This window comes from Nostoc commune NIES-4072 (genome assembly GCF_003113895.1).
Taxonomy (GTDB): domain Bacteria; phylum Cyanobacteriota; class Cyanobacteriia; order Cyanobacteriales; family Nostocaceae; genus Nostoc; species Nostoc commune.
Map to the genome: position 1 here is coordinate 1,538,129 of NZ_BDUD01000001.1, position 21,933 is coordinate 1,560,061.

The 21,933-nt window shown below is 41.4% G+C and carries 19 protein-coding genes, 1 other RNA gene and 2 pseudogenes; 8 read left to right on the plus strand and 14 right to left on the minus strand.

Annotated elements, in window-relative coordinates:
- Positions 1-56: 56 nt before the first annotated feature.
- The 7 genes from CDC33_RS06850 to groL form a co-directional block, all read right to left on the minus strand.
- A complete protein-coding gene (locus CDC33_RS06850; RefSeq protein WP_109007851.1) occupies positions 57-707 on the minus strand; it encodes a class I SAM-dependent methyltransferase in 651 nt (216 codons plus the stop codon).
- A gap of 3 nt (positions 708-710) precedes the next feature.
- Positions 711-1,793 (minus strand): Gfo/Idh/MocA family protein, encoded by a 1,083-nt coding sequence (locus tag CDC33_RS06855; protein WP_181373913.1) that lies wholly within the window; start codon positions 1,791-1,793, stop codon positions 711-713.
- 80 nt (positions 1,794-1,873) lie between these two features.
- Positions 1,874-2,593 carry a ribonuclease III gene (gene rnc / locus CDC33_RS06860; protein ID WP_109007852.1) on the minus strand — a complete coding sequence of 240 codons (720 nt, stop codon included), beginning with the start codon at positions 2,591-2,593 and terminating at the stop codon, positions 1,874-1,876.
- A 144-nt stretch (positions 2,594-2,737) separates the two neighbouring features.
- Positions 2,738-3,162: RNase P RNA component class A (rnpB, locus tag CDC33_RS06865), an RNA gene on the minus strand.
- 50 nt (positions 3,163-3,212) lie between these two features.
- Positions 3,213-3,908, minus strand: coding sequence for a hypothetical protein (locus CDC33_RS06870; RefSeq protein ID WP_109007853.1), 696 nt, complete (start codon positions 3,906-3,908; stop codon positions 3,213-3,215).
- Between the two features lie 64 nt (positions 3,909-3,972).
- Positions 3,973-5,115: a magnesium/cobalt transporter CorA gene (corA, locus tag CDC33_RS06875; protein ID WP_109007854.1), complete on the minus strand. Its 1,143-nt coding sequence runs from the start codon at positions 5,113-5,115 to the stop codon at positions 3,973-3,975.
- A 427-nt stretch (positions 5,116-5,542) separates the two neighbouring features.
- Positions 5,543-7,255: a chaperonin GroEL gene (groL, locus tag CDC33_RS06880; protein WP_109007855.1), complete on the minus strand. Its 1,713-nt coding sequence runs from the start codon at positions 7,253-7,255 to the stop codon at positions 5,543-5,545.
- A 157-nt stretch (positions 7,256-7,412) separates the two neighbouring features.
- On the opposite strand from groL, the gene CDC33_RS06885 reads away from it, so the two are divergent.
- On the plus strand, positions 7,413-8,495 hold the full coding sequence (locus CDC33_RS06885; RefSeq protein ID WP_109007856.1) for an MraY family glycosyltransferase: 1,083 nt from the start codon (positions 7,413-7,415) through the stop codon (positions 8,493-8,495).
- 62 nt (positions 8,496-8,557) lie between these two features.
- On the opposite strand, the gene CDC33_RS06890 is transcribed toward CDC33_RS06885, so the two are convergent.
- Both CDC33_RS06890 and fabG read right to left on the minus strand, forming a co-directional pair.
- Positions 8,558-9,439 carry an Rpn family recombination-promoting nuclease/putative transposase gene (locus CDC33_RS06890; protein ID WP_109007857.1) on the minus strand — a complete coding sequence of 294 codons (882 nt, stop codon included), beginning with the start codon at positions 9,437-9,439 and terminating at the stop codon, positions 8,558-8,560.
- A gap of 103 nt (positions 9,440-9,542) precedes the next feature.
- Positions 9,543-10,289, minus strand: coding sequence for a 3-oxoacyl-[acyl-carrier-protein] reductase (gene fabG, locus CDC33_RS06895; protein WP_109007858.1), 747 nt, complete (start codon positions 10,287-10,289; stop codon positions 9,543-9,545).
- A 484-nt stretch (positions 10,290-10,773) separates the two neighbouring features.
- Here fabG and trxA point away from each other — a divergent pair, with 484 nt between their 5' ends.
- The 4 genes from trxA (at position 10,774) to CDC33_RS41590 (ending at position 12,319) form a co-directional block, all read left to right on the plus strand.
- Complete coding sequence (gene trxA / locus CDC33_RS06900) at positions 10,774-11,091, plus strand: thioredoxin (RefSeq protein ID WP_109007859.1); 318 nt, start codon at positions 10,774-10,776, stop codon at positions 11,089-11,091.
- Between the two features lie 215 nt (positions 11,092-11,306).
- Positions 11,307-11,471 carry a hypothetical protein gene (locus CDC33_RS38395; RefSeq protein WP_181373914.1) on the plus strand — a complete coding sequence of 55 codons (165 nt, stop codon included), beginning with the start codon at positions 11,307-11,309 and terminating at the stop codon, positions 11,469-11,471.
- A gap of 315 nt (positions 11,472-11,786) precedes the next feature.
- A complete protein-coding gene (locus CDC33_RS41140; protein ID WP_109007860.1) occupies positions 11,787-12,008 on the plus strand; it encodes a GUN4 domain-containing protein in 222 nt (73 codons plus the stop codon).
- 35 nt (positions 12,009-12,043) lie between these two features.
- Positions 12,044-12,319, plus strand: coding sequence for a GUN4 domain-containing protein (locus tag CDC33_RS41590; RefSeq protein WP_369694382.1), 276 nt, complete (start codon positions 12,044-12,046; stop codon positions 12,317-12,319).
- Between the two features lie 96 nt (positions 12,320-12,415).
- Here CDC33_RS41590 and CDC33_RS06915 read toward each other — a convergent pair whose 3' ends face one another.
- The 3 genes and pseudogenes from CDC33_RS06915 to CDC33_RS06925 form a co-directional block, all read right to left on the minus strand.
- A complete protein-coding gene (locus tag CDC33_RS06915) occupies positions 12,416-14,317 on the minus strand; it encodes an iron uptake porin (RefSeq protein ID WP_109007862.1) in 1,902 nt (633 codons plus the stop codon).
- A gap of 894 nt (positions 14,318-15,211) precedes the next feature.
- Positions 15,212-15,847: pseudogene (locus CDC33_RS06920) on the minus strand (ferritin-like domain-containing protein); the annotation flags it as partial.
- A gap of 169 nt (positions 15,848-16,016) precedes the next feature.
- Positions 16,017-16,718, minus strand: a complete 702-nt coding sequence (locus CDC33_RS06925; RefSeq protein WP_109007863.1) for a Uma2 family endonuclease — start codon at positions 16,716-16,718, stop codon at positions 16,017-16,019.
- Between the two features lie 178 nt (positions 16,719-16,896).
- On the opposite strand from CDC33_RS06925, the pseudogene CDC33_RS06930 reads away from it, so the two are divergent.
- Positions 16,897-18,383, plus strand: a pseudogene (locus tag CDC33_RS06930) (helix-turn-helix domain-containing protein); the annotation flags it as partial.
- 65 nt (positions 18,384-18,448) lie between these two features.
- Here the strand turns inward: CDC33_RS06930 and CDC33_RS37730 are convergent.
- Positions 18,449-18,655, minus strand: a complete 207-nt coding sequence (locus CDC33_RS37730) for a hypothetical protein (RefSeq protein WP_146195786.1) — start codon at positions 18,653-18,655, stop codon at positions 18,449-18,451.
- A 477-nt stretch (positions 18,656-19,132) separates the two neighbouring features.
- Between CDC33_RS37730 and CDC33_RS06935 the strand changes: the two genes are divergently transcribed.
- Complete coding sequence (locus tag CDC33_RS06935; protein ID WP_109007864.1) at positions 19,133-19,789, plus strand: DUF2301 domain-containing membrane protein; 657 nt, start codon at positions 19,133-19,135, stop codon at positions 19,787-19,789.
- Positions 19,789-20,478 (plus strand): YdcF family protein, encoded by a 690-nt coding sequence (locus CDC33_RS06940; protein ID WP_109007865.1) that lies wholly within the window; start codon positions 19,789-19,791, stop codon positions 20,476-20,478. The genes CDC33_RS06935 and CDC33_RS06940 overlap by 1 nt, the downstream gene beginning before the upstream one ends.
- Positions 20,479-20,701: 223 nt before the next feature.
- Here the strand turns inward: CDC33_RS06940 and CDC33_RS06945 are convergent, their stop codons facing one another.
- Entirely contained in the window at positions 20,702-21,862 is a 1,161-nt protein-coding gene (locus CDC33_RS06945; RefSeq protein WP_244919160.1) for an SGNH/GDSL hydrolase family protein, read from the minus strand.
- Positions 21,863-21,933: the final 71 nt, after the last annotated feature.

Below are 21,933 nucleotides of genomic sequence, written 5' to 3' on the forward strand. Positions count from 1 at the left end.
GTTCAATTCATTTATTTTCTTGAACTACCTACTTCGTGGCTACCACCTTTCCCACGCTATTTAGGTGTAGAGAAAGTCCACTTTATAGGCAATTCAGTGACAGACACCTCAGTGAATCCCTCGGCGCTCAAGACCCTTTCACATTCGCCTCTTTCGCCGAAGCGGAACAAAGGCGGCCCCGAAGGTAGATCCAGATCCATGTTGCCATAAGTCTGCACCGAACCCAGTATAAGAGCCATAAACGGATTGCACGTTGGCGGTGTCCAACAGGTAAAGGCATATCGCCCTCCCGGTTTGAGTACGCGAAAGGATTCAGCGATCGCTCTTTCTGGGTTGGGGAAATGGAGGATGCTCAAGCTACAAACAACCGCCTCAAACTGGCCCGACTCAAAAGGAAGGTTCTCAGCATCTCCGTTATAAAATGATGCTTGAGGGCATCGCACTCTGGCAATAGCCACCATATTCTCTGCATAGTCCAATCCTGTTACTATGGCCTCCCGCTTTAATGCTGCGGCACTAAGCCAGCCAGTCCCGCAAGCTACATCGAGCAACCTCAAACCAGATGCTCCTACAGCATCCAATATGGCTTCATCCACCTGAGAAGTTACAGTAGCGATCGCTTCATCATATTTTTGGGCTACGAGAGAAAATCTGTCACGCTCGAACTGTTTGAATGGATCATGAACACTGGTCGAGTCATCTGTCATTTGTTACTTTTGCTCCTTATCATTCAAAAAAACAGGTTGGCCGCCTTGCTTAAGAGATACTGTTAAAGCAGCAAGAATTTCTACTAACTGTGCGCCTACCCAGCCAGACGAAACCTCTGAGGGAGTATTGTTAAGAACAGAGACAACAAAGCAGGAGCAAACTCGCCCCAATGGTTCCCCTGGCTCTAATTCCAGCATCACCTGCTTTTGATTTAGAGGAATAAATTGATTCCCCTGCTGTTCAAACTCACCATGTAGTAGGGTGAGAGGTGATGATTGCGACATTTCATCAAAAATCAAACTACCAAGGTTACCTACAATCGCCAGCCGTCGCTGCTTATCAGGATTTAGCCAGCATAAGTGAATATAAGCTTGAAAGTTATCTGGATATGTCAGTGTTAGCCATACTAGGTCAGCTAATCCTTGAGATGGGGAGTGGGTCATTTCCCTACTCCCTGCTCCCCACTCCCTACTCCCCTCTCCCTGTAGCCACACCGTACCCGTTGCTTGTACTTTCACAGGGGTCTGTCCCAGCCAAGCGTTAAAGATAGCAATATCGTGAATAGCTAAGTCCCACAGCGCATCAACATCTTGCCGAACAGGCCCCAAATGGGTGCGCGTCGCGTAGCCATAGCGTAAATCACCTAATTTCCCCGCTTGTACTACAGTTTTTCCTCGCTCAACTGCTGGGTGAAATAAATAAGTATGGTCAACCATGAGTATTAAATGATGCTGCTCTGCTAACTGGCAAAGTTCCCGACATTCTCCTGGGTTGAGAGTTAGAGGTTTTTCAGCTAAAACATGGTATCCCTGTTGGAGAGCGTCTTTAATTAAAACGTAGTGAGTGGTAGCTGGAGTTGCGATCGCCACCCCTGTCAACCCTGGAACTTTCTTTAAATCTTCCCATTGAGTTGTTAAGACTACATTATCATCTAAATTAAACTGCTGTTTTATCGCCGCTAATCGTTCTGGATGGGGGTCTATTACAGCAACTACATCTACTTGAGGATGTGCTAAGAAATTCCGCAGCAAATGCACTCCCCAACGCCCAACTCCGATGACAGCAATTTTAATTTGGTTTGTCATTAGTCATTAGTCATTAGTCATTAGTCATTAGTATGCAAGGGACTAGGGACAAATGACCACTGACCAGCACTATTTTTGGTTTAGGGTATTTGCGGGTTAGGAATTGCTAAAAAGGCTACTTTAGCTGCGGCTTGTTCAGCAGTTTTGATTGATCGCCCTTTACCTTCTCCTAACTTGTTTCCGTGTAGCCAAACTTCAGCCACAAAACGTTCTTGATTGCGGTGCGGTTGAGTGACTTCCACAACCCGATACTCTGGTAAAACTTTAAATTGTGCCTGAGTCCATTCTTGGAGAGCAGCTTTGTAATTAAGTCTGGCAGGATCGAGGCGAATTTCTGTTGTTAGTTGTTGAAAGTGGGGATCTAGCCAAGAGCGGATCAGTTCCAGATTTTGAGTACTTAAGTAAAGCGCACCCAGAACTGCTTCAAAGGCATCTGCTAATCGTGACTCTTGACCAACTTTATCAGCAGTAGCACTACCAGCGACTAGTAAGTATAACTCCAAACCATAAACTCTTGCTAATTGAGCGAGGATGCGATCGCTCACCAACACCGAACGAATTGCCGCAAAATCCCCTACTGGACAATCAGGATAATTTTCCCATAACACAACAGCCGACACCAGCCGCACCACTGCATCGCCAACAAACTCTAGTTGTTCATAATTTGCCGACTCAGAGACAGTGGGATGAGTTAGCGCTAAATCTAGCAATTCCCACTTTATAGGTGCTTCTAGCGACAAACCTAATTTTTGGACTAAACTTTCGAGTTGCCGTTGACGGCGTGGATAGGCAAGGGGCATTACGTGACAAGGGGCAGGGGGCAGGGAGCAGGGGGCAGGGGGCAGGGGGCAGGGGAGGCAGGGGGAGCAGGGGAAAAATACTAACTTCTGACTCCTAACTCCTAACTCAGCACTCAGCACTCAGCACTCAGCACTAAAAAGGGGGGAGAGAGCAGGACATAAGCCGGGTTCTGTTCTCTTGCGAGGGCAGTTATCTATCTGGGACGCTTGTTACCAAACGCCTCTAGCGGCTCTCATTGAGCGGAACTGGTAAAAGACCAACCGTAGTTCCTATCGCCTTGCTCCCAACCGGGGTTTACCGAGCCAGCACCTCTCGATACTGCTGGTGCGCTCTTACCGCACCTTTGCACCCTTACCAAATTTAGTTAAGAGTTATGAGTGATGAGTTAAAAGTTAATAATTCCTAACTCCTAACTTCTAACTCCTAACTTTTTTGGCGGTATCTTTCTGTGGCACTATCCTCACGATCGCTCGCACTGGACGTTATCCAGCAAGTTTGGTCTTTCGGGAGTCCGGACTTTCCTCAAACCAGTAACTATGACTGATCTGCAACCGCCTGCGCCTACTCTCTCCTTAGATCCAGTGTAATCTTTGGTTGACGTAGTATGTTGACATGGCATTACTTTTTTTTATTCCAAGGTAGAGCGTAAGTCCAAGGTAGTTTTCTGACTGTAAAAGGACAATTAATAATGCTAATGGGAGGAAAATCACGACCTGGAGCTAGACCTAAACGCACCTCAGATATCCGTAGCACCAGTTGCAGTGAAAAGTCTAACTCCTTTCTTCTGTTCATAAAGTCGTTGTACAATTTTTTTTGCCCTTTTTGCAGCCCGTTGATATCAATTAGTGGTTTTTTAGCTGAATAGGTTCCAGCTACTTGATCGCGCTCGAATACATCTTCTGCTGTCACCGTTTCAGAAAGTGTTTTTTTGGGAGCAATCAGGCTAGGACTTTGGGGTACTGCTAAGTCGCGGGTTAAGTCTGGTGATTTCCGAATTACGCGGCGCGATTGCTTGCTATGTTCAACTACTAAAGAACTGTTGTCCCAATCAACGTATACAGCAATATTTTCAGATTTATTTTCAATGCTAATTCCTAAATCTTTCAAATCATCAATTGGGTAGGAGGATTTGAGTTTAAAGGAAATTCCAATTTTGTCGTCGAGATTGTTTTCTTTGAGTTGCTCGTCAACGATTCCTTTTTTAAACTCAAACTTAATTTGATCATCGATGGATTCAACCATGCGGTTAAAAACGTATGAAACACCGATAATATAAATCGTTAAAACTACTAAATTCTGATCGCTGCTCCTCATAACTTATAATATTAACTCCCGGTGCTAATAAATGTATATTTGAGTCATTATCCATCTAATATTTTTAATTACGCTTGATTGTTACAGAATTTTGCAGCCAGCCTCGTTGCCAAAAAAACAATAGTAATCCAACTGCGATCGCTAACATCACTGCCCAGCAAAGTGGATAACCCCAATACCAATTCAATTCAGGCATATTATATGGTGATTTTTCAGTATTGAAATTCATACCATATATTCCAGCCACAAAAGTTAGTGGAATAAAAATTGTTGAAACTATTGTTAGTACCTTCATGATTTCATTCATTTTATTACTCACCGCCGAAAGGTACACATCCATTAATCCAGATGCTAGTTCTCGGTAAGTTTCCACCATGTCCATCACTTGCACCGTATGGTCATAACAATCTCGTAGGTAAATTCGTACTTCTTCACTAATTAAATCGGGATCATCACGAATTAAAGAATTAATTGCATCTCGCTGGGGCCAGATAGCACGACGCAGTTGCAGTAATTCTCGCCTAATTTGATAAATATTTTGTAGTGTTTGCGGAGTAGGTTTAATTATTACTTCTTCTTCTAACTCTTCGATTCGCTCTCCATAAAGCTCCAGTACTGGGAAAAAGCCATCAATAATCGCATCTAACACAGCATAAGCTAAATAATCGGCTCCCTGTTTGCGAATGATCCCTTTGTTTTTTTCAATTCGCGATCGCACCGCTTCAAAGCAATCATGTTCTGGTTCTTCTTGTACTGTCAGCAAATAACTTTTTCCTAATATCAAACTCACTTGCTCGCTGTGAAAACCACATGTTCTTTCCTTTGGTACTACCATGCGGGCAATGAATAGCAATTGGTCTTCATAATCCTCTGTTTTAGGGCGTTCCGGTACATTGACTACATCTTCTAAAACTAGAGGATGTAACTCAAAAACCTTACCTAATCGTTGTAATATGTCTTGACTGCCTAAACCTTGTACGTCTACCCAAGAAATCGATTCCCTCTCCAGATATGGAATAGATTCTTCTGGAGTTGCTATTTGCTCACGGATGAAATTGGTTTGGTTATAGTCAATCAAGAAAATTATCGGTGGTGGAGCATCTGCATCAATAAAAATGGTTCCAGGTACAGTCCCTGGTTGGTGATAAAACTCATCTTCATATGACTTGGTGATGATTTTGGGAAGGCGACTCAGTTTTCGTGCCATGCAATATTACCTAATAGTTATTAGTTATTTGTCATTAGTCATTAGTAAAAATAATTGACTATTGGCTAATAATCTGTTAAATTTAATTTAACAAAAACTAATACAAATACGGCAATTTTTAGATTAAGTAATTATTTAGGTTGCTAACTTGATTATCAGCATTTTGTTGGTTGTGAGTTGTAATTAGAACTAATCACTGAAAAAAATTTCATAATTACAGCTATTTTTAGTTCTAAGGGCACAGCAATGCTGTGCCCCTAAGATATGTGTGGTTTAAGTACATGAAAACTGTTGTAAGTTTATTTGGCTTCAGTGAGTTACCAGCAATAGAGATAACATATTGCTTCTGAATCAGCAATGCTATAAAAAAACAGTTTGCCTTAGTTAAGACAAACTGCTGAAAAATATTTATCTAGGTGAGCAGAAGTTAGAACATGCCCATGCCGCCCATACCGCCCATACCGCCCATGCCACCCATGCCACCCATGCCGCCCATGCCGCCCATGCCGCCCATATCAGGAGCAGCAGCAGCAGATTTCTTCTCCGGCTTTTCAACAACGATCGCTTCGGTGGTTAAGACCAAACCAGCAATGGAACCAGCGTTTTGCAAAGCTGAACGCACTACTTTGGCAGGGTCAATAATACCAGCAGCAATCAAGTCTTCAAATTCGCCGGTAGCGGCGTTATAGCCAGTGTTGATGTCGCTCTCACGGACTCTAGAGACAATTACAGAACCTTCAGCACCAGCGTTATCTGCTATTTGGCGCAAGGGGGCTTCTAGCGCTCGTTCGACAATATCAGCCCCAATTCTTTCTTCGTCATTTTCTAGGGTCTTTTTAATCTCTTCTACCTTCTTAGCTAAGTGAATCAAGGTTGTCCCACCACCAGGGACAATACCTTCTTCCACAGCAGCTTTAGTAGCGTTCAGCGCGTCTTCAATTCGCAGTTTACGGTCTTTGAGTTCGGTTTCGGTTGCCGCACCCACTTTAATCACTGCTACGCCGCCAGCGAGCTTGGCGATGCGTTCTTGCAGTTTTTCTTGATCGTATTCAGAATCGGTTTCTTCCAACTGTCTGCGAATTTGACCAATCCGTTTTTGTACTTCTGGCTTGGTGACGCTACCAGCTACAATTGTGGTGCTTTCTTTGTCGATAGTGATTTTGCGGGCAGTTCCCAGTGCTTCTAGAGCAGCAGTATCCAAACTTAAGCCGATTTCTTCAGAAATCAACTGTCCATCGGTGAGAATAGCAATATCTTCTAACAAAGCTTTGCGGCGATCGCCAAACCCAGGTGCTTTAATTGCAGCCACGGTTAGTACACCCCGCGCTTTGTTAACTACCAAAGTTGCCAAAGCATCACCTTCGACATCTTCAGCAATAATCAGCAAAGGCTGACCAGAACGGGCAACTTTTTCCAAAATCGGCACTAAATCTTGGATACTGCTGATTTTTTTGTCAGTAACCAAGATCCGGGCGTTTTCAAATTCCACGATTTGCCGCTCATTGTTGGTGACAAAGTAGGGAGAAATGTAACCCCTGTCAATCTGCATCCCCTCAACTACTTCTAGTTCAGTTGTGAGAGATTTAGATTCTTCAACGGTAATTACACCATCTTTGGTGACTTTTTCCATTGCTTGGGCTAACATTTGGCCAACTTCTTCATCGTTACCAGCAGAGACAGTGGCAACTTGAGCGATGCCTGCGGCGGGCGATGCCAACGCACTTCCTTCTACTGGCTTGGCTATCTTGGCAATTTCTAGTACCAATGCCTCAATAGTTTTGTCGATCCCGCGCTTTAAGCTAACTGGGTTACTACCCGCCGCGACGTTCTTCAAACCTTCCCGAATCAAGGCTTGTGCTAAAACTGTGGCGGTGGTTGTCCCATCCCCAGCGACATCTTTAGTTTTTGAGGCCACTTCCTGGATGAGTCTTGCACCAGTATTTTCCAAAGGATCTTCTAATTCAATTTCCTTGGCAACAGTGATACCATCGTTGACAATTTGAGGTGCGCCAAATTTTTTCTCTAAAAGGACATTGCGACCTTTGGGCCCCAAGGTGATTTTTACGGCATCGGCAAGGGCGTTAACACCCCTTTCTAGAGATCGCCGCGATTCCTCGTCAAATGCAATAATTTTCGCCATGTTTTATTTCTCTAGCGCTTCCATTAGACAATTTAGCACTCACAGCGCCAGAGTGCTAATATCCCAAGCGGCTCAAATTACAAATGGAAATAAAAAAATTGATTAATATACAGGTGATGCTCATATTACATACAGGCAGTAATGCTTGAATTGGGAGATGAATCTATACAACTCCCTTAAGTCTCTCGGTATCGCCGACCCTAGCGGCACCGGCTGGTTGGCGGTAGTATTTACGTTTCTTTTGGCTTGCCTTGTAACGTGGCGTTTAATTCCGACAGTACGCAAATTCGCCTTGCGGGTAGGTTGGGCTGACCAACCCAATGCCCGGCGGCTCAACCGAGAACCTTTGCCCAATGCAGGGGGTTTGGCTATCTACGCGGGTGTGATTGCCGCACTGATATTAGCTAGCCTTTTACGACCTATCGAACTCCAAAACGTATTAGCTCAGGTTCTCACTATTCTGTTGGGGGGTTCGATATTAGTCCTTGTGGGCTTTATCGACGATCAGTTCGGCTTGCCGCCCTCTGTTCGTTTGTGGGCGCAAATTCTTACGGCACTGTTACTAGTAGCTAATGGTATCAGCATTCATGTTATGTTCGGTACTCCCATAGACTCGCTCCTGTCTATGTCGTTAACAGTACTTTGGGTAGTAGGAATTACCAATGCCATTAACTTGATGGATGGTATGGATGGTTTAGCGGGAGGAATTAGCTTTATTACCGCCATGAGTTTGTTGGGCGTTGCAGCCCAGTTTAACAATCGTGCAGCAGCAATCTTGGTATTAGCAGCCTTGGCAGGTGCTGCACTGGGTTTTTTACGTCACAACTTTCACCCCTCGCGGATCATTATGGGTGATGCGGGAGCATACTTTTTCGGCTATGTATTAGCAGCAACTAGTATTTTAGGTAGGTTGCAACAAAACACAGTTTATGCACTAATTCCCACGGTTTTATTTCTGCTATTGCCAGTACTAGACACCACTCAAGTATTTGTGCGACGGCTATTAGCAGGAAATAACCCTCTCAGTACTCCTGGTAAAGATCACCTGCACCACCGCTTACTTGCTTGGGGACTATCACAGCGCCATGCTGCGTTCACACTTTGGTCAATTACCTTAGTTTTCAACTTGCTGGCTATGAGAATACAAGGCATGAGTTTGGCTGTGATGCTGGCTACCGCCAGTAGCATTATCATTCTTTTAGGCTTTACTATCTGGCAAAGAATACACCAACAGCCTTAGTTGCTTGTAGGGTGAGCATTGCAATGCTAGCCCTACTATGGTTTATTCTGTCCACAAAAAATTCAAGTTTGAGTTAAATTGTCTTGCAGCCAAACAACTAAATCTCCTTCTGTGGAAAAATCTAACAGTGCTTCGGCTAGATTTTCAAGCTGTTCAATAGATAACTGACTGATGCGCTCTGACAATTGCTGACTCAAATTACCAAGGCGTCGTCGTAACTGACGCATGACCACTTCTAGAGTCTGTTCTTGCCTCACTTCATCACGGACTTCCTCATAAACTTCATCATGGACTTCCTCATAAATTCTGGTAGTTTTGATATCAAAATCACCGAGTCCAAACATTTTTATCAACTCCTGACGACTGATACGCGGTAGTTTGTAAACTACAATTGTTTCTATTAAATCTAGCACTTTTTGTTGAAGTGCTTTATCACTCACTTCCGAACGTGTCTTTGTAATCAAACTTTTGACTAATAGGGGAGTTTGTTTTTTATTTACAACTACTAATTTGATGATACCGACTCCCAAGGAATGTTCAGTTACTTCTCCAAGCTCGTTTAGATATAGCCTTGTTACAAGTTGGCTTTCAAGTAAGACTCGATAAGGTTGTATTTGGGTTGGTTCAAGGCTGCGACGAGGGAATATAACTACTGCTCGCCAATCTGTAGTAGGTGCGTAAAGTCGCAAATACAGAAATATTTCTGAAAATAAACGAGCGTAAAATTCGTTATCTTTTTGAAATTGAACCTCCACAAAATAAATCGGCTGACTACTAGTATCAGCAACAGGAAGAAAGACTCCATCAATGCGAAATGCTGTTTGCTTTAATTCTACTGAAGCGAAATTATATGCATTTGCTTCTGATGCTTGCAGATTAATTAATTCAAAAAAAGCACTGGGAAAAGTTTGAAATAAACGATAAAAAATGGAGTCGGTTTTCATAATTAGTCTGTCATATTTTATTTAATAAGTTCGTAGTTGGCGCTTTAGCGCTAAAGCGTCAACTACGAACAATCGCTACTCCTCAATTATTTAGCTCAACTATTTAGGCCATTACCATGCCGCCATCAACGTTAAAGACTTGTCCGGTGATGTAGTTGGCGGCAGGATCGGCGGCTAGGAAGCGCACCATCCCAGCGATTTCTTCGGGTTGACCAAAGCGGCCAAGTGGGATGTATTTCAGAATATCTTCGGGGTTGTTGAGGTCGCTAGTCATATCGGTGGTGATGAATCCAGGGGCGACAGCGTTAACGGTGATGCCGCGAGTCGCTAGTTCTTTAGCAACACTTTTGGTAAAGCCGATTACACCTGCTTTGGCGGCGCTGTAGTTTGACTGACCTGGGTTGCCCATTTGCCCAGCAACGGAAGTAATGTTGATAATCCGTCCCGATCGCTGCTTTAGCATGATTTTACTTACAGCACGTGTACATAAGAAAACACCAGTTAGATTAAGGTCTATCACAGCTTGCCAATCTTCTGGCTTCAAACGCAAAAGCAGTGTGTCACGCGTAATACCTGCATTGTTGACTAAGATATCCACACGGCTGAACTTTTCCATGACGGTATTAACTAGTGCGTCTACTTGATCGCCTTTAGAAACGTCTGCTTGGATAGCGATCGCTTGACCTCCCGCATCTGTAATTTCTGTAACAACTGCCTCAGCAGCAGCACTGGAACTGGCATAATTGACAACTGCGATCGCTCCCTGTGTAGCTAATTCAATTGCGATCGCTCGTCCAATCCCTCGTGATGCACCTGTGACAATTGCGACTTTATCTTGTAATAGTGTCATTTAATGTTCCTCAATCTTAGAAATACCGCGCTAATTATCTTATGGTGATTTAGGGAACATCTGAATATTGTCTGGATAATTAAATATCTATAGTTATTTCTCACTTAATAGATGAATAACTTGAAGCAATATATTGTTGATTTAATTTATAGCTGTGACGCCCAATAACCCATCGTAGACATCACCCAATTGGATACACTAGAAAGCGTTGCAGCTACCAGCGTCGTAGACATCACTTTCCTGAATGCCTATGTAGTTAGTTAGTTATTTGCTTGGTTAGGATAAGTTTAAATACATATTTAATCCAAATGCACAAACAACAATAATATACGAATTTTATTATAATTATTTAAGATTTTTTGCTGGCAAATCATTCTATATTGACTAATTTAATCCTTTCCCAACAAAAACCCATAAACCTATACCGCTTTTATTTTCTAAGAATTACTATTGAAACAAACAATTGAAAATCGGTGTGTATCACATGGCAACTAAAAAGCAATTTAACAGCTTTGAAGAGATGCTGTCTGCTTCTGATGTACCTGTATTAGTAGATTTTTATGCTGACTGGTGTGGCCCATGCCAGATGATGGTGCCAATTTTAGAGCAAGTCAATGCCCAACTTAAGGATCGCCTGCGGATTGTCAAAATCGACACGGAAAAATATACAGATTTAGCTACTCAGTATAAAATTGCCGCTCTACCAACCTTAGTACTATTTAAGCAGGGTCAGCCTGTGGATCGGATAGAGGGAGTGATGCAAGCACCGCAGTTGGTGCAATATCTACAAACAAAGGTTTAAGCTAATACTTAAATTTTGGATTTTAGCTACTAGAGGCGCGGAATATCGCGTCTTTTTTAGTAGGGCTACAGCTAGCTGTAGCCCTACGAATCAACATGTAAAACCTTAAGTAAATATTAAGCATATCTACTTATACGTCTAAAGAAAGTAGTTTAGAAATTGAGGCGGCTATATTGTGTAGATATAACAAAATATCTTGACAAGTAAAGCAGTATATGAATAACAAGCAGGAAAGACCTGACAAAGCCTATATTTGGGTAAATATTGATTTTGATAAGGTTAAATATAGAATAGATGCGGTGACTTGCCAAATTGAGCGGGTTATACAAAAGCACCAACTTTCAAATCAAACCGATAAATCAGGCAAAAGAAATAATTAGCTTATCTGTAGGGCGATGTCTATGATGAGCTACACCTGCACAAGTTATTTTTAGTGTAGTGTAGGCGTATCTCAAGGTAGGCAAAGTTTTGCACAACAGATTTTAGGCAAAGCAACTATATTTTTCTCAAACACTAAATAATATTATTTTATAATCTTCCACCGAATTTATACCTATTTATTAGCCATTATTTTATCCTCGACACTCCTGAAAAGGAGTGTTATTTTTGTGAGGATATCTGCTTACTAATTATGCTGTGAAAGGATGTGGATAAATGATGGGATGGCTATTTGGAGGTCTTGTTAAACATCTGGTATTGATTACAGAAAATTGCAAGAATTCTTAGCAGAACAAAAATGGCAGGAAGCTGATAAAGAAACCTACTCTACTATGCTCAAAATATGTGAGCGTGAAGAAGAAGGCTGGTTAGATGATGGAGAAATTAAAAGATTTCCTCGTCATGACCTTTATATTAGGACTTACGCACACTCTACGAATTCTCGGCGCTCTTGGCGTCTTGGCGGTTCGAGAAATTAAGCTTTTTAGCAATTTTTGCGTAAGTCCTATATATTATTAATAAGCTCTGGGTTCAATATAGTGAAGGCAGATTTGGTTTTAGCGTTCAACAACGTATTTGGCAAGCCAAGAAAGATTGTAAGCGCTTTGCTTATAAAGTTGGATGGCTAGCAAGTCTTGCCAATAATGAATGGGTTAAATATGAAGAATATACTTTCAGCTTGGACGTACCTAAAGGACACTTTCCATCTATATCTAGGTTAGTGGGTTTAGATTCTACAAACCTTGGTGGGGTTCAGCATCGATTAAAGATTTTTTTGTCACGATACTAGTGAGACAGGGCAATATTGTTATTACTGTGAACTTTGTTATCCAATCTCTAAATCCCCCAATTTATTGGGGGACTTTGACTCCCTACTGCCAATCTCTTAAAAGGTAAAAGTAGTCCGAAGTACACCTACAGTCGTAGTGTCATTGTTGCTGTTACCTTCTGGGTTAAAGAGAATAAACGCACCAGGGGTAATGCTGATATTATCGCTAACTTGAAGGCGGTAATAGGCTTCCAAATGGTAAGGAGTCGCCCGATTCTCGCCTGTGGGGGTAAGTTGAGCAGAACCACCAGTATCACTACGGAAAAGCGGCTGACCAAAAATAATCCCAGCAGTGTTCCCTGACTTGAATAAATCTCTGAAGTGAACTCCCGCCATCCAACTTGTAAAGGTGGTGGAAGCATTCACGCTATTTGAAGCAGCATCAACAAATAGTGCTGCACCGTAGCCAGATAAGGCTATCTTGGGAGACAATCGCCATGTTAGCGTACCCCCAACAGAGTTGAGTGTGACCGGTGTTCCAGTTCCAGTTGCAACCCCTGCTAAAGCATCGATATCACTACTAACTAATCCAGTGCCCAAAATATTGATTTCGTGATAACTGTGGGCATAGTTTAAACCAATATCCAGAGCGGCACTTGGCTTGAAGGTTAACTGTGTGGCAATAACACTACTACCACTAAATAAACCTGCTCCCAAAGGTGTATTATCAGATTTTTGGGTTAAATTGGCATTTGGATTGCCATATAAAGCTCTTAAATCCAAATTTGGCGAAATGTTAAAAATAAATCCTGCCGCCGATGCTAAACCAGTACCCGAAGTTCCACCAGAAATCCGTACCACAGGATTCAAGTTGCCAAAACGAGAAATTGACTCTTGTCCTTCACCATAAAAAGGCGTAATTGCTGGGAAAGCATCTGATGTTTCTGCCGCAGTTCCCGCAAACAAAGTTAATTTATTAGCGACGGGAAAGATATACAACAATTTGTAAATCTGAACACTGTTTGCACCAACACTCGAAAAAGTATTGACATTTAACCCCGGAAATTGTGGCTCAAAACTGGTACGAGCGCTACTTGCACTTAAAATCCGCGAAGCTAATCCTAAACTTTGTTGTAAGCTACCCTGTCCATTGTCTCCACCCAAAAAGTTATAGGCTTGCAATCCAGTAATTAATAAATCTTTACCAGTAAAGCTAGTGGTGAGATTTAACCGCACTCTATTGACTAAGATGATGTTCGAGTCGCTGTTATTAGGAGCGCCGCCGCTAGCACCAACACCAGCAATAATTACCTCTCCATTGAGTTTGGTAGTTGTAGAAAACTGATTTGCTTCTAGTTCTGCTGTGCGAGCTTCTACAGCATCTACTCGACCCCGCAATGTTGCCAATTCGGCCGCAAATTGTTCTTGTAGTTTCTGTAATGTGGCTAAATCTTCCTTCTTGACCAAATCACCAGTTGCAGTCGCAATCAGTTCGTTGATTCGGTCTAAACAAGCATTTAAACCAGCAGCAAATTCATAGCGAGTTATCGCCCGATTACCGCGATAAGTTTGATTGGGATAACCTGCGATACAACCATAGCGCTCAACTAAAGATTGGAGTGCCTGAAAAGCCCAATCGGTCGGCTGTACATCAGACAATTGGGATACGGATGTTACTTGTGCAAGTTTGTATGAGGTTGGAGATGAACTTGCAGATTGTGGTGTGATTGCCTGCCACAAGTTAACAGCAGAATTTACTTCTAAATCTTGATTTTTTGGCTCTTGATTGACTGAGGATAAATTTTTTTGACTCTCATTAGCTATCAACAATTTACTGGAGATATTTTTTGTTAAATTGCTTTGATGAGAATCATTTTTTTGATAGCTGCCATCATCTTGATTAACAGCTACGTTTTGATCTGTAATTTCTAAACTAGGAAGGGCTTGCACAGGTGATAACCCGGCAATTAAACATAAAAATCCCATCCCACTAGCAGAAGCTAGTAGATATTTTGCCATCATAACTCCCCACACCTAATAAAATACTGCAAAAATTAATTGCGATTTCAAAATGGATTGATAAGTAAATTTAAAGTAAATTTAGCAAGAGAATCTTGTTAAATTTAAATTTTTTATTTCAGGATTTTTTCTGAATTTACTTATCATGGACATCAACTTATATCGCAAGTATTAAATTATAGTAAATACTATTTTTGGAAAGAATTAACAATAAATTATATTGATAGTTTCTATGGTTACTATAGACAATACTCAATGGTTTGTGAACAGTAATTTCTGTAGGATGCCTAATTCATAAGCCTTCCCAATTTTCTCTGTTCAAAAATAAAAACAGATTGCTATATTTACAAAACAATAATTACATAAGTCTCATTTTGTGATAGTAGATATAAATAGTGAGCCAAGGATTTCGGCTCAATACCTACCAGAGAATAATTTACTCAAAAAAAATCAAGAGATTGCGATCGCTGATCGATTTGGGTGCAGGTAAAATCAGCAAGAAAACAATGGAAATAATTTCTCCTGCGGTTGTAGCCTACTATAGACCTCACAATAGTCTCGTATATCACATTTTAGAAAAATAAACAATGCCTGACAGTAAGTAATATTTTTAACAAAACATTTGTAACTACCCTTGCAGTTTATTTACCCAACGCCTGCTATTCTTATAGTTACTTCGGTCTGTCATAGCAGATAGATTATCCTCAATAATGTTTCATTTATTAGCGCTCATGTACCATCGTGGTAATGTGGGTGCTTTTATTTTATTGCTCATGGCAACAATCTGGTTTGATTTTGAGGCGATGTCTGGGTTTGGTAGACTAAGCTGACACTGAAGCTTTAACTTGACCAAAACGGCGATGTCTACGACGGGCTACGCCTACGCGACTTCGGTTCCTCTAGAACATCCTGGAGTGCGCCAGTGGTATGAGCCATCAACCAAATATAAAGACAGGTAGCACCGTATTCTGTGGCAATGCGGTGTAAGCCGTGGCGATATAAGTCTTCGTTGGCGTCATCTGTGGGGAGATAGCCTCTAACAGTCCGAAGTTTTGGGGTAATTTTCTCGCCTGTTAATTGGGTGTAGATTTTAATTAATGCTGGTGTGTGCTGACGTTCTTCCTTTTCCCACAAACCAAGTTCCAGCAATTCGCCATTTTCACCAACAGTTCCACCAACAAACCGAGCCATTTGAGGATGCAATCTTTCTAAATACTGACGACTGGTTTGGGTATAGCCGCGAATGGGAGCTTCTGTATCCATCGCACCTATTAATATAGATAAAAATACCTCTGCGTCTAAGCCGATAATTTGATTGCGATTAATTGTTTGCCAATCGATGGGTTTCCAGGGACGCGGTTGAGGATTGGTAAACTGTATCGGTAAATCTTGCAGACGTTCATGTAGTTTTTCGACTGCAATATATTTGTCTATGAGTGAACGAATGCGGCGCTGTGTTTGCAAGTAATGAGGACTGGGATAGTTTTGACCTGCTAAGTCTTCTGCGAGTGGGCTGAGGGAATTAAGCATATTTTTATACTTAAGTTTTTATCTCTATGCCCAATAGCCTAAGCGATCGCACTTCGTTCTGTCAGTCGGCTGAAGTCGGCAGTTTTATGTGATAGGGTTGCAAAAGTCGGGGAAAAAGTTGGTTATAGAAAATTTTGGTTTAAAATTTTGTCCTTTTAAGAAATTAGCCTTACGCTTCTGGCAGTTGCCCAAATTGCTGACGATAACGCTCAAGTTGTTGTTGTACTAATTCAAGTTGCTGGCGAGTTTGCTGTTCAGCTTCTTCTGGAGTTTGATAGCGCTTTCCTTGTTGGTCATACCAATACAAAACCTGACGCTGGATATTACCAGATATATATTGCGATCGCCCAATTCCCAAACCAATTTCTGGCATCCAAAAGGGTTCACCAATTTGCAGTTGATAGCTACCATCTACTAAGCGATAAACTTCAAAAGGTTGATGGCGATCGCGTTGCCAATACTCTGGATTATAAATAATGTAGTACAGTACCCCTAACTTGGCATAAGTATCTAATTTTTTGTCATATTCTCCACCCGGAGTTAAGGAAACAATTTCCAAAGCCAAGATAGGCACAATGTTGTTTTCTTCCCAAACAACATAACTTTTACGAGATTTATCTGCCTTGCGGCGTTCTACACCTAAGCTCAAAAATCCGTCTGGTACAATTGGCACAAGTGGACTAACCCCTGTGGTATGGTAAACGCCCATATCCACGGTGAAAAACCAGTCATTACGGTTTGCCCAAATATATTGCAATAAAAAGAGAAGCAGGTTGGGAATAAAGTTCTGGTCTTCGTTATCCACAGGGGTATCGTCTGAACAAGGAAGTTCAGCACTGCTAGGCAATTGACGGGGGTCTGATTTCACCATAAGTAATGATGGTGCTGAGATGACCTAATGACCTTTATTTTATTAGATGAGAAAGGTTTATTCGGAAAAGTCGGGAAAAAAGTCGGATTTACAGAATCTTATCCGAAAACTCCAGCAACATAACTGTAAAGTGATTTATAGTTGTCCCTAAAATCTGAACTACCCTTGTCGTTACACAATGGACGCTGAAGCAGCATTAGCATGGTTAGACGCCATAATTCCTCCTCAGACTGGGGAACGGTTGAGCGATTTGCAAAAAGTGATTCTTGTGCAAGTTTGGTTGGGTAGAAAATACTTGGATATCGCTCATGCTTACGGTTGTACGGAAGGACACGCTAAGGATGCTGGTTCTCAGTTATGGAAGCTGCTTTCTAAAGTATTGCGAGAAAAGATTACCAAAAGTAATTGTCGCGCTACTTTGGAACGGGTTCTGAGAAAAACTACTGCGATATCATCCAGTCTGATTGATTACTCGCGATCGCCCCAACCCACCCCAAAATTAGAGGATACCAATTTTATTGGACGAACAGAAGCGATCGCTCACTTGAATACTTTGGTAAATCAGGGATCGAAAGTCATTGTCATCCAAGGTGAGGGAGGTTTAGGCAAAACAACTCTAGCGCAGCAATATCTTCATCAGGGGTTTGAGTTCGTTTTGGAACTGCTGATGGCGAAGGAAACTCAAAACATTACCCCCGCCGAACGAGTTGTAGAGGAATGGCTCAAACAAGACTTTGCTCAAGAACCTGGGGTAGAATTTGGGGTGACATTGGGACGACTCAAGCGCCAACTCCACAATCGGCGCATTGGGCTGTTAATTGACAATCTGGAACCTGCATTGGATCAACAAGGTAGGTTAATTGCTTCTCACCGCAACTATGTAGAACTATTGCGGGTTTTGACTGATGCTAGGGTGCAATCTGTTACCTTGATTACTAGCCGCGATCGCCTTTGTGAACCTGGGTTAAATGTGAGTCACTATCGGCTTCCTGGTAGGACTTACGCACACTCTACGAATTCTCGGCGCTCTTGGCGTCTTGGCGGTTCGAGAAATTAAGCTTTTTAGCAATTTTTGCGTAAGTCCTACCTGGTTTGGATCAAACTGCATGGCAACATTTTTTTAGCAACCGTGGGTTAAGCATCGACTCACCAACCTTGCAAATCATGCATCGCACTTATGGCGGTAATGCTAAAGCAATGGGAATTCTCTGTGGTTCGATTCAGGAGGATTTTGACGGTGATATGGTTCTTTATTGGCAAGAAAATCATGCCGATCCGTTAGCAGCAACCGACTTAAAAAATTTAGCGGTTAGTCAAATCAATCGTCTACAAGTCCTTGATCCCCAAGCATATCGCCTACTTTGCCGTTTGGGATGTTATCGTTACCAGGATATACCCACCATTCCATCTCAAGGATTGTTTTGTTTACTTTGGGATGTCTCATCTGATCAACATCGCCAAATTATCGCCTCGTTGAGAAATCGGTCTTTGGTGGAGTGCGATAAAGGTGAATACTGGTTGCATCCGGTGATTCGGAAAGAAGCGATCGCGCGTTTACGCCTCAGCAATGAATGGCAATTTGCCAACCACAAAGCCGCAGAATTTTGGACAACTAATGTTAAACAAATTGAAACCTTTAAGGATGCTTTGCAAGCTTTAGAAGCTTGTTGAGTGGATATCCCTGCTTTCTGGTGCTGACCTATACGTAGACGTTAAACTAAAGCATATTGCTAACACGCATCAATAAATTGTGCCGTAGGCGAATGCCTACGGCACGCTACGCGAACGCTATTGACTTGAGTGGAAATTATTTTAAGCGATCGCGCATCCAGGGCAAAGAGCAATATCTGACGACAAGCCGAGGAAGAGTCTACAGTTTCGCAATTTTTTAGACAAATGCTATCACCTACGGTGGGAGAAACAGCGCCATAGCTCACCTCATCTTCCTATATCAACTAATTATGGGGTTATCTGATTGCCAAACTTTTATATGCACTAAATTTTAAATTTGTCAATATCTACTGTTTACAGCTAAAGTCTAATGTTAGAATTAAGTCTTCAGTTAAACTAGATACTATACAAACCATTGCTAATTACTAGTATAATATGGCGGAAGTTTGCCTACCCTTAACAAGGGGCAAAATCCTCTTATTAGTCTGGTTAATTGAGATGGTACTTGGATTTACGCCGTGCTTTACTGTTGCTATGTCTTTCGCTCTCGAAGGAAATCTGGTCAAATGGTAAAAATAATTCACGACTCTAGTGCGTCTGTCAGGTCAACTAATACTACAAAAATGGCTTAATACTTTAGGGATTGTGACACTTAGTTAGTCTGTTTGCCCATAATAATAAAAGTAATCCTTCAGCAATTTACTGTTGTACTCTATTAATAAATCATAACTATATTTTTAACTATGACTACGCAGACACTACCTCCAGCAGAAGTTTATCAAGGTCAGTTTGGGGAATTTACAATTACTCAGAGCGATCGCACTGGCGTAATTATCTACCGCGCTGGGTTAATGGTAGCAGCACTAAGCTTTGCCATAGGCAGTGCTTTGGTTTTGCTCAATAATAACCCGGCTATTTTTACCGCACTTACACCTCTATATACTTGTTTTAGTGTCGCTCTTGGTGTAAGTTTATTTACCATTCATATTTATATGGCATCACTGCACCGAATATTGCAAATTTTTTGGGCGATCGGTACTATAGCATCAGTGATTCTGGCAATCACTAGTAGTGAACCTTTAGCTCTCACTGTTTACAATCACCCTCTTACCTTATTTGGAGTTGGTTTTATCTTTGTTGCTTTGACAGGTATTTACTTTAAAGAGGCTTTTTGCTTCAATCGCCTGGAAACCAAAGTATTAACCCTAATAGTACCGCTACTATTGTTAGGACATTTGGTGGGAATTTTACCAACTCAGGGAGAAAGTGTTTTATTAGGGATTTGGGCAACGTTGTTTTTGGTGTTTGCCCTGCGAAAGACAGTGCAAGCAATTCCTGCTGATATCGGAGATAAATCTGTATTTACTTACTTGAAAGAACAACGTTTAGCTAAGGCTTAATGCAGACAAAAAATCGTCGGTGTCGAAAATTTCCAACAATTAAACTAATAAAACGCCAAGAAATGTGGACACTTACGGCTCAGGGGTGGGCGATTGCAATCGCTACGATTACTTATTTAATATTTTTCACTATTACTCATGTACACTCATTTCTCGCCGTGACTTCCCCGATCAAATCAGCAGAAGTATTAGTTGTTGAAGGATGGCTACCAGATTATGCCATACAACAAGCTTTGACTGAATTTAAAAACGGTTCTTATAGTCTAGTAATTACCACGGGAGGCTCAATAGAAAAAGGAAATTATCTTAGTGAATATAAGAATTTTGCAGAAGTGTCAGCCGCCACTTTCAAAAAACTCGGTTTAGAATCAGAGAAGGTGGTAGCTGTGCCGACACCTGTAGTAATCAAGGATCGTAGTTATGCATCTGCTGCCGAATTTCATCGTTGGCTATCCGATTCCAATTTAAAGCTACAATCAATTAATGTTTTTTCTTTGGATGTTCACACCCGTAGGAGTTGGTTGCTGTTCAAAAAACTACTTAGCCCTAATATAAAAGTTGGTGCGATCGCTGCAAAAACACAAGATTATGATCCAAACAAATGGTGGGATTATAGCCAAGGTGTACGGACAATTATTGATGAAGGCATAGCTTATATTTATGCGCGGTTTTTGAATTGGAAATCCTAAAAGTAATAATTTGTAATTCGTAATTTTGAGTTACGAACTACGAATTATGTTATGTAGATTTTCCTAATTAAATGAGCTAGATCAGAGCAAGCGACGAGCTTGTTCTTAAGGAATTAGAGGTGGGGTTCAGTACCTACTCAACTGAAAACTGAGAACCGTTGTATAAAATGTAAGTTTGGTAGGTTAGGGTGCTTTTACTATATGCAATTATACAGACATCATATTACTTTTGCAGAAGTTGTAATAATGCTTGTCGGTAAATTTTTAGGCCCTCTGAGTTTAGATGATCACCATCGCTCGATAAATTCTCTTTAAGAACATTATTCTCATACAATGGTGCTACTTCTGTTGCTGCAACTGGCACTTTTTCTATTTCAGCAACTTTATTAATCAAAGCATTAATTTGTTCAACTCTAGAATTTGGGGCTGATATAGTTGGATCTGAGCTTGCTGCAACTGTTGAATAAAAAGCCGGAATGAGAAAAATCTCTTTATTTCCCATTGTGCGGACAAGTGCGATCGCCTCTTGCAGATTTTTGCTAAACAACTCATCACTAATTCCATACCAAGCATCATTTCCACCTACAGCAATAATAGCTTTTTCGCATGTAACCTTGGTAGGAATTAAACTTTTCAGTTGTTCTAGTAATGAGATTGTACTCAAGCCATTTAACCCGAAATTAAAAGTACCATTCCCAAGAGTATTACCAAGTTCAGCCGAAACAGAATCACCAAATAAGCAACCTGAAAACTGTTTATTTTGGGCGGCAAGTATTTGATATTGCAGTGCAATTTTTCCAAAGGGTGAAGAACTCACATTGTCCTTTGGAGGCGCATCAGCAGAACCAGAAGAGGAATTTGCCATGCCAACTAGCTTAGAAATTTTTGACACATCAATAACTAATTGATTACTGGGATAGGCTGCTAGAAAGCTGACTAATCCTAGACCTTCTGGTGATTTTGCTCCTATGATAATGGCAGATCGTAGGGCTTGTATACTGGCTTGATCGCGACGGGCGATCGCTTGGGATGCAAAAGATAAAATTTGCTTGCCCATTCCTGTATTTATCAGCTTATCTAAAGCCACAATATCAAGAGACATTTTTACCTGAAGGGCATCCTGGAATTTCTGTTTCTCCTTCGCGCTGAGATAATCTAGGAAAGATTGCAGATCGGCAGAAGCCTTTTGATTCTCGCCATAGTTGCGTATATCTGCCACAGGGATTGATCGCTCAAACAATCCGTATCTGACAGTAACTTTTTCAGCAGCCAAACTAGGCAATGAACCAAGTCCACTGTGCAACAGTAAAAATATTAAGCACCCAGATAGGCTTATTAAAAGACGATAGAAATATTTCATCACACAAAATAAAAAGATAGTCAATAGTTAATACTCAAGAGTCAAGAGTCAAAAGTCAAGGGGTTAGTCATTAGTCATTAGTCAAGAGTTACTCT

What these genes read in the sequence shown, in the direction of transcription:
- CDC33_RS06850 (WP_109007851.1), bottom strand. Translation starts at nt 707, where the DNA reads ATGACAGATGACTCGACCAGTGTTCATGATCCATTCAAACAGTTCGAG.
- CDC33_RS06855 (WP_181373913.1), bottom strand. Translation starts at nt 1,793, where the DNA reads ATGACAAACCAAATTAAAATTGCTGTCATCGGAGTTGGGCGTTGGGGA.
- rnc (WP_109007852.1), bottom strand. Translation starts at nt 2,593, where the DNA reads ATGCCCCTTGCCTATCCACGCCGTCAACGGCAACTCGAAAGTTTAGTC.
- CDC33_RS06870 (WP_109007853.1), bottom strand. Translation starts at nt 3,908, where the DNA reads ATGAGGAGCAGCGATCAGAATTTAGTAGTTTTAACGATTTATATTATC.
- corA (WP_109007854.1), bottom strand. Translation starts at nt 5,115, where the DNA reads ATGGCACGAAAACTGAGTCGCCTTCCCAAAATCATCACCAAGTCATAT.
- groL (WP_109007855.1), bottom strand. Translation starts at nt 7,255, where the DNA reads ATGGCGAAAATTATTGCATTTGACGAGGAATCGCGGCGATCTCTAGAA.
- CDC33_RS06885 (WP_109007856.1), top strand. Translation starts at nt 7,413, where the DNA reads ATGAATCTATACAACTCCCTTAAGTCTCTCGGTATCGCCGACCCTAGC.
- CDC33_RS06890 (WP_109007857.1), bottom strand. Translation starts at nt 9,439, where the DNA reads ATGAAAACCGACTCCATTTTTTATCGTTTATTTCAAACTTTTCCCAGT.
- fabG (WP_109007858.1), bottom strand. Translation starts at nt 10,289, where the DNA reads ATGACACTATTACAAGATAAAGTCGCAATTGTCACAGGTGCATCACGA.
- trxA (WP_109007859.1), top strand. Translation starts at nt 10,774, where the DNA reads ATGGCAACTAAAAAGCAATTTAACAGCTTTGAAGAGATGCTGTCTGCT.
- CDC33_RS38395 (WP_181373914.1), top strand. Translation starts at nt 11,307, where the DNA reads ATGAATAACAAGCAGGAAAGACCTGACAAAGCCTATATTTGGGTAAAT.
- CDC33_RS06915 (WP_109007862.1), bottom strand. Translation starts at nt 14,317, where the DNA reads ATGGCAAAATATCTACTAGCTTCTGCTAGTGGGATGGGATTTTTATGT.
- CDC33_RS06925 (WP_109007863.1), bottom strand. Translation starts at nt 16,718, where the DNA reads ATGGTGAAATCAGACCCCCGTCAATTGCCTAGCAGTGCTGAACTTCCT.
- CDC33_RS06935 (WP_109007864.1), top strand. Translation starts at nt 19,133, where the DNA reads ATGACTACGCAGACACTACCTCCAGCAGAAGTTTATCAAGGTCAGTTT.
- CDC33_RS06940 (WP_109007865.1), top strand. Translation starts at nt 19,789, where the DNA reads ATGCAGACAAAAAATCGTCGGTGTCGAAAATTTCCAACAATTAAACTA.